General features: G+C 64.6%; 4 protein-coding genes. 3 read left to right on the forward strand and 1 reads right to left on the reverse strand.

The window, feature by feature from the left end:
• Window positions 1–81: 81 nt before the first annotated feature.
• Together CWO89_RS40940 and CWO89_RS40945 are read left to right on the forward strand one after the other, a co-directional pair.
• Window positions 82–1,332 (forward strand): Zn-dependent hydrolase, encoded by a 1,251-nt coding sequence (locus CWO89_RS40940; protein WP_130583925.1) that lies wholly within the window; start codon window positions 82–84, stop codon window positions 1,330–1,332.
• A gap of 30 nt (window positions 1,333–1,362) precedes the next feature.
• On the forward strand, window positions 1,363–2,274 hold the full coding sequence (locus CWO89_RS40945) for an NAD(P)-dependent oxidoreductase (protein ID WP_130583926.1): 912 nt from the start codon (window positions 1,363–1,365) through the stop codon (window positions 2,272–2,274).
• A gap of 210 nt (window positions 2,275–2,484) precedes the next feature.
• Here the strand turns inward: CWO89_RS40945 and CWO89_RS40950 are convergent, their stop codons facing one another.
• A complete protein-coding gene (locus CWO89_RS40950) occupies window positions 2,485–3,564 on the reverse strand; it encodes a tartrate dehydrogenase (RefSeq protein ID WP_130583927.1) in 1,080 nt (359 codons plus the stop codon).
• Between the two features lie 173 nt (window positions 3,565–3,737).
• On the opposite strand from CWO89_RS40950, the gene CWO89_RS40955 reads away from it, so the two are divergent.
• Window positions 3,738–4,511 carry an SDR family oxidoreductase gene (locus CWO89_RS40955; protein ID WP_130583928.1) on the forward strand — a complete coding sequence of 258 codons (774 nt, stop codon included), beginning with the start codon at window positions 3,738–3,740 and terminating at the stop codon, window positions 4,509–4,511.
• Window positions 4,512–4,644: the final 133 nt, after the last annotated feature.

Consider the following 4,644-nt stretch of genomic DNA (forward strand, 5'->3'; position numbering starts at 1 on the left):
GTTAGCATCGAACCCGGAATCTCGAGATTCCGGGTTCGCCCTTCGGGCGCCCCGGAATGACTGCGAAAAGGTAACAAGCGCATGAGCCGAGCCGCATCCAACCTGCAGATCGATTCCGCCCGCCTCTGGGGCACGATTCACGAAACCGCCAAATTCGGCGCGACGCCGAAAGGCGGCGTGCGGCGGCTGACCTTGAGCGCCGAGGATAAGCAGGTGCGCGACTGGTTCCGCAAGGCCTGCGAGGACGCAGGCTTGGAGGTTCACGTCGACGCGCTCGGCTCGATGTTCGGCCTGCGCAAGGGCCGCGACATGTCGAAGCCGCCGATCGGGCTCGGCTCGCATCTCGACACCCAGCCGACCGGCGGCAAATATGACGGCGTACTTGGCACTCTGGCCGCGCTCGAAGTCGTGCGCACGCTCAACGATGCCGGCATCGAGACCGAGATGCCGATCTGCATCTGCAACTGGACCAATGAAGAGGGCTCGCGCTTCGCACCGGCAATGATGGCCTCCGCCGCCTATGTCGGCGATTTCACCACTGACGACATCCTGTCGCGCAGGGATGCCGAGGGCGTCACGGTCGGCGAGGCGCTTGACAGCATCGGTTATCGCGGCACGACGCCGGTCGGCACGCAAAAATTCTCGGGCTTCGTCGAGTTGCATATCGAGCAGGGCCCGATCCTGGAAGCCGAGAACAAGACCATCGGCGTGGTCGATTCCGGCCAGGGCGTCTTGTGGTACGACGGCAAGATCACCGGCTTCGAGAGCCATGCCGGCTCGACGCCGATGCCGCTGCGACGCGACGCGCTGGCGACGTTGTCGGAGATCGTGCTGGCAATGGAGAGCATCGCCAGGAAGCACGGGCCGAACGCGGTCGGCACCATCGGTGAAGCCGTGATCGCAAATCCCTCGCGCAACGTCATTCCCGGCGAGATCGCCTTCACCCTCGACTGCCGCAGCGCCGATGCCGCCATCATGGACGCGCTGGACAAGGACCTGCGCGCAGCCATTGCCGAGATCGCGGCGCGACGCAAGGTCGAGGTCACGCTCGACCTGGTCTGGCGCAAGCCGCCGACGCATTTCGATCCCAAGCTGGTCGATGCCGTCGAGAACGCCGCGAAGCAACTCGGCTATTCGCACCGGCGCATCACCTCGGGCGCCGGCCACGACGCCTGCAACCTCAACGCGGTGATGCCGGCGGCAATGGTGTTCGTGCCCTGCAAGGACGGCATCAGCCACAACGAGCTCGAGGACGCAACCCAACCCGATTGCGCCGCCGGCGCCAACGTGCTGATGCATACAGTGCTGGCGCTCGCCGGCGTCGCGTCCTGATCGGTCCACCAAGCAAGACGGAGAAGTGCTGTGCGCGGGGTTTTTGTCGACGCCAATGAATCGCTTGCGGTGATCTTCGAGCGGCTGGAAAAACCCGGCGACCCCGAGGTGCGCGTGCACCGCGATCCGGACGTCACTTCCGACCAACTGCCAAAAGTGCTCGACGGCGCCGAGATCGCCGTCATCGACCACACCGCGCTGCCGACCGACATCGCGAAGCAATGCACCGGGCTCAAGCACGTTGTGTTCCTCGGCACCGGCGCGCGCAGCTACATGAATCCGGAGGAGCTCGCCGAGCTCGGCATCTCCGTGCATCTGATCAAGGGCTATGGCGACACCGCCGTGGCGGAATCCGCTGTTGCGCTGATGTGGGCCTCCGCGCGCGTGCTGGCACAGATGGACCGCGAGATGCGCGCCGGCAATTGGCTGCGTGAGGACGGCATGCAGCTCACCGGCAAGACGCTCGGCCTGATCGGCTTCGGTGGCATCGCGGCTGAAGTCGCACGCATCGCGCTCGGATCGGGAATGCGCGTGATCGCCTGGAACCGCTCGCCGAAGAGCTATCCGGGCGTCGACTTCGTCGATCTCGACACGCTGCTCGCGCAGAGCCATGTCGTGTCGCTGCATCTTCTGCTCAACGACGACACGAGGGGCTTCATCACCCGCGAGCGCATCGCCGCGATGAAGCCGGGCGTCATCTTCGTCAACACCGCCCGCGCCGCCATCGTCGACGAAGCCGCGATGATCGATGCGCTGAAGTCAGGCCACATCCGCCACGCCGGCCTCGATGTCTTCACCGTCGAGCCGCTGCCCGCCGATCATCCGCTGACGAAACTGCCGAACGTGACGCTCTCGGCGCATTCCGCCTTCCGCACGCCGGAGGCCAGCGAGAACCTCCTGCAAGCAGCGTGGGAGCATTGCCGGCGCATCGTGAAGTCGTAGGGTGGGCAAAGCGAAGCGTGCCCACCATTCCTTGCGACGCTCTTGACGGTGGGCACGCTTCGCTTTGCCCACCCTACGAGGCTCCCGCACACTCCGCCCTCATCCTGAGGAGCCGCACAGCGGCGTCTCGAAGGATGGGCCGCAGGCGAGATCGGGGCCTCATGGTTCGAGACGGCGCGAAGACGCGCCTCCTCACCATGAGGAGCCAGCTCAATCCACCATCTCAGCGACCGCCTTGCCGCAAGTCTCCGTGTCGGCATTGCCGCCGAGGTCGCGGGTGCGGAGCGTGCGTTCGGCAAGCGTGCGCTCGATCGCGCCGACCACCGCATCCGCCGCCTGCTTCTCGCCGAGATGCTCCATCATCATCGCGCCCGACCAGATCATGCCGATCGGATTGGCGATGCCCTGCCCTGCGATATCGGGCGCCGAGCCGTGCACCGGCTCGAACACCGACGGGAAATCGCCTTCCGGATTGATATTGCCCGACGGCGCAATGCCGATGGTGCCGGTGCAGGCCGGGCCGAGATCGGAGAGGATATCCCCGAACAAATTGGAGCCGACCACGACGTCGAACCAGTCCGGATGCAGCACGAAGTTCGCGGTCAGGATGTCGATGTGGTACTTGTCCCACTTCACCGACGGATAGGTCTTGGCCATCGCCTCCACGCGCTCGTCCCAATAGGGCATGGTGATGGAGATGCCGTTCGACTTGGTCGCCGAAGTCAGATGCTTCTTCGGCCGCGACTGCGCCAGATCGAAGGCGAATTTCAGGATGCGGTCGACGCCGATGCGCGTCATCACCGTCTGCTGCGTCACGAACTCGCGCTCGGTGTCCGGGAACATCCGGCCGCCGACCGATGAGTATTCGCCTTCGGTGTTCTCGCGCACCACCCAGAAGTCGATATCGCCGGGCTTGCGGTTCGCGAGCGGCGACGGCACGCCCGGCATCAGCCGCACCGGGCGCAGGTTGACGTATTGGTCGAACTCACGCCGGAACTTGATCAGCGAGCCCCACAGCGAGACATGATCCGGAATCTTGGCCGGCCAGCCGACCGCGCCGAAATAGATCGCGTCGTGCTTGCCGATCTTCTCCTTCCAATCGTCAGGCATCATCTGGCCGTGCTTCGCGTAATAGTCGTAAGAGGCGAAATCGAAATGGTCGAACTGCACGGCAACGCCATGTTTCTTCGCGGCGGCCTCGAGCACGCGCAAGCCTTCGGGCATGACTTCCTTGCCGATGCCGTCGCCGGGAATGACCGCGATCCGATACTGTTTCTTTGCGTTGGCCATGAAGAACACCCTTGTGATTTGCCCGGCTTGAGGCGCCGTCTATTCTCGAGCCCTGCAATGGACCAAACTTCGCCTTGGCGCAACGCTGCAGTGCAATGTTGACCGCCGTCCCACCTGCCGCCTACCAATTTCGCCGACTTTTTCCAATCCTCTCCAGCACAGCGAGTATTGCCATGGACCTGCATCTGCGCGGCAAGCGCGTCTTGATCACCGGCGCCTCCAAGGGCATCGGCGCGGCCGCCGCCGAGGCCTTTGCCGAGGAAGGCTGCCATCTGCTGCTGGCCGCCCGCAGCGGCGACCAGTTGAAGGCGCTGGCCGACCGCCTGCGCTCGGTCCACCAGATCGATGCCGCCACATCCGTCGTCGACCTGCGCAAGCCGGAGGATCTGACGCGATTGGCAAGAGAGGCTGCCGATATCGACATCCTCGTCAACAACGCCGGCGATATCCCCGGCGGCTCGATCGACAAGATCGATGAGGCGACCTGGCGGCACGCCTGGGAACTCAAGGTGTTCGGCTATATCAACCTCACCCGCGCGATCTACGCGCAGATGAAGGCCCGCGGCGGTGGCGTGATCATCAATGACATCGGCGCCGCCGGCGAGAAGTTCGATGCCAACTACATCGCCGGAAGCGCCGGCAACGCCGCGCTGATGGCGCTGACCCGCGCGCTCGGCGGCAAGAGTCTCGCCGACAATATCCGCGTCGTCGGCATCAATCCCGGTCCCGTCGGCACCGACCGTCATGTCACGCTGCTCAAGACCCGCGCCAAACATCAGTTCGGCGACGAGAACCGCTACAAGGAATTCCAGAAGAGCCTGCCGCTCGGCCGCCCCGCCCACGCGCGCGAGATCGCCGACCTCATGGCTTTCCTCGCGTCCGACCGCGCGGGTTATACGTCGGGCGTGATCTACACGGTGGACGGCGGCATCAGTGCGGGGTGGTGATGGATTCGATCGTAGCCCGGGTGAAGCGAACAGGCTGGGCAAGAATTGGGATCAGGCGACCAAGTGGAGACTGAAGGGACTTGGCGCGGGATTTTGATGCAGGCGGCGGCGAAAGTCGCCTATGAGGACCGTA

The sequence above is a fragment of the Bradyrhizobium sp. Leo170 genome, from assembly GCF_004296405.1.
Lineage (GTDB): Bacteria > Pseudomonadota > Alphaproteobacteria > Rhizobiales > Xanthobacteraceae > Bradyrhizobium.

What these genes read in the sequence shown, in the direction of transcription:
- CWO89_RS40940 (WP_130583925.1), top strand. Translation starts at nt 82, where the DNA reads ATGAGCCGAGCCGCATCCAACCTGCAGATCGATTCCGCCCGCCTCTGG.
- CWO89_RS40950 (WP_130583927.1), bottom strand. Translation starts at nt 3,564, where the DNA reads ATGGCCAACGCAAAGAAACAGTATCGGATCGCGGTCATTCCCGGCGAC.
- CWO89_RS40955 (WP_130583928.1), top strand. Translation starts at nt 3,738, where the DNA reads ATGGACCTGCATCTGCGCGGCAAGCGCGTCTTGATCACCGGCGCCTCC.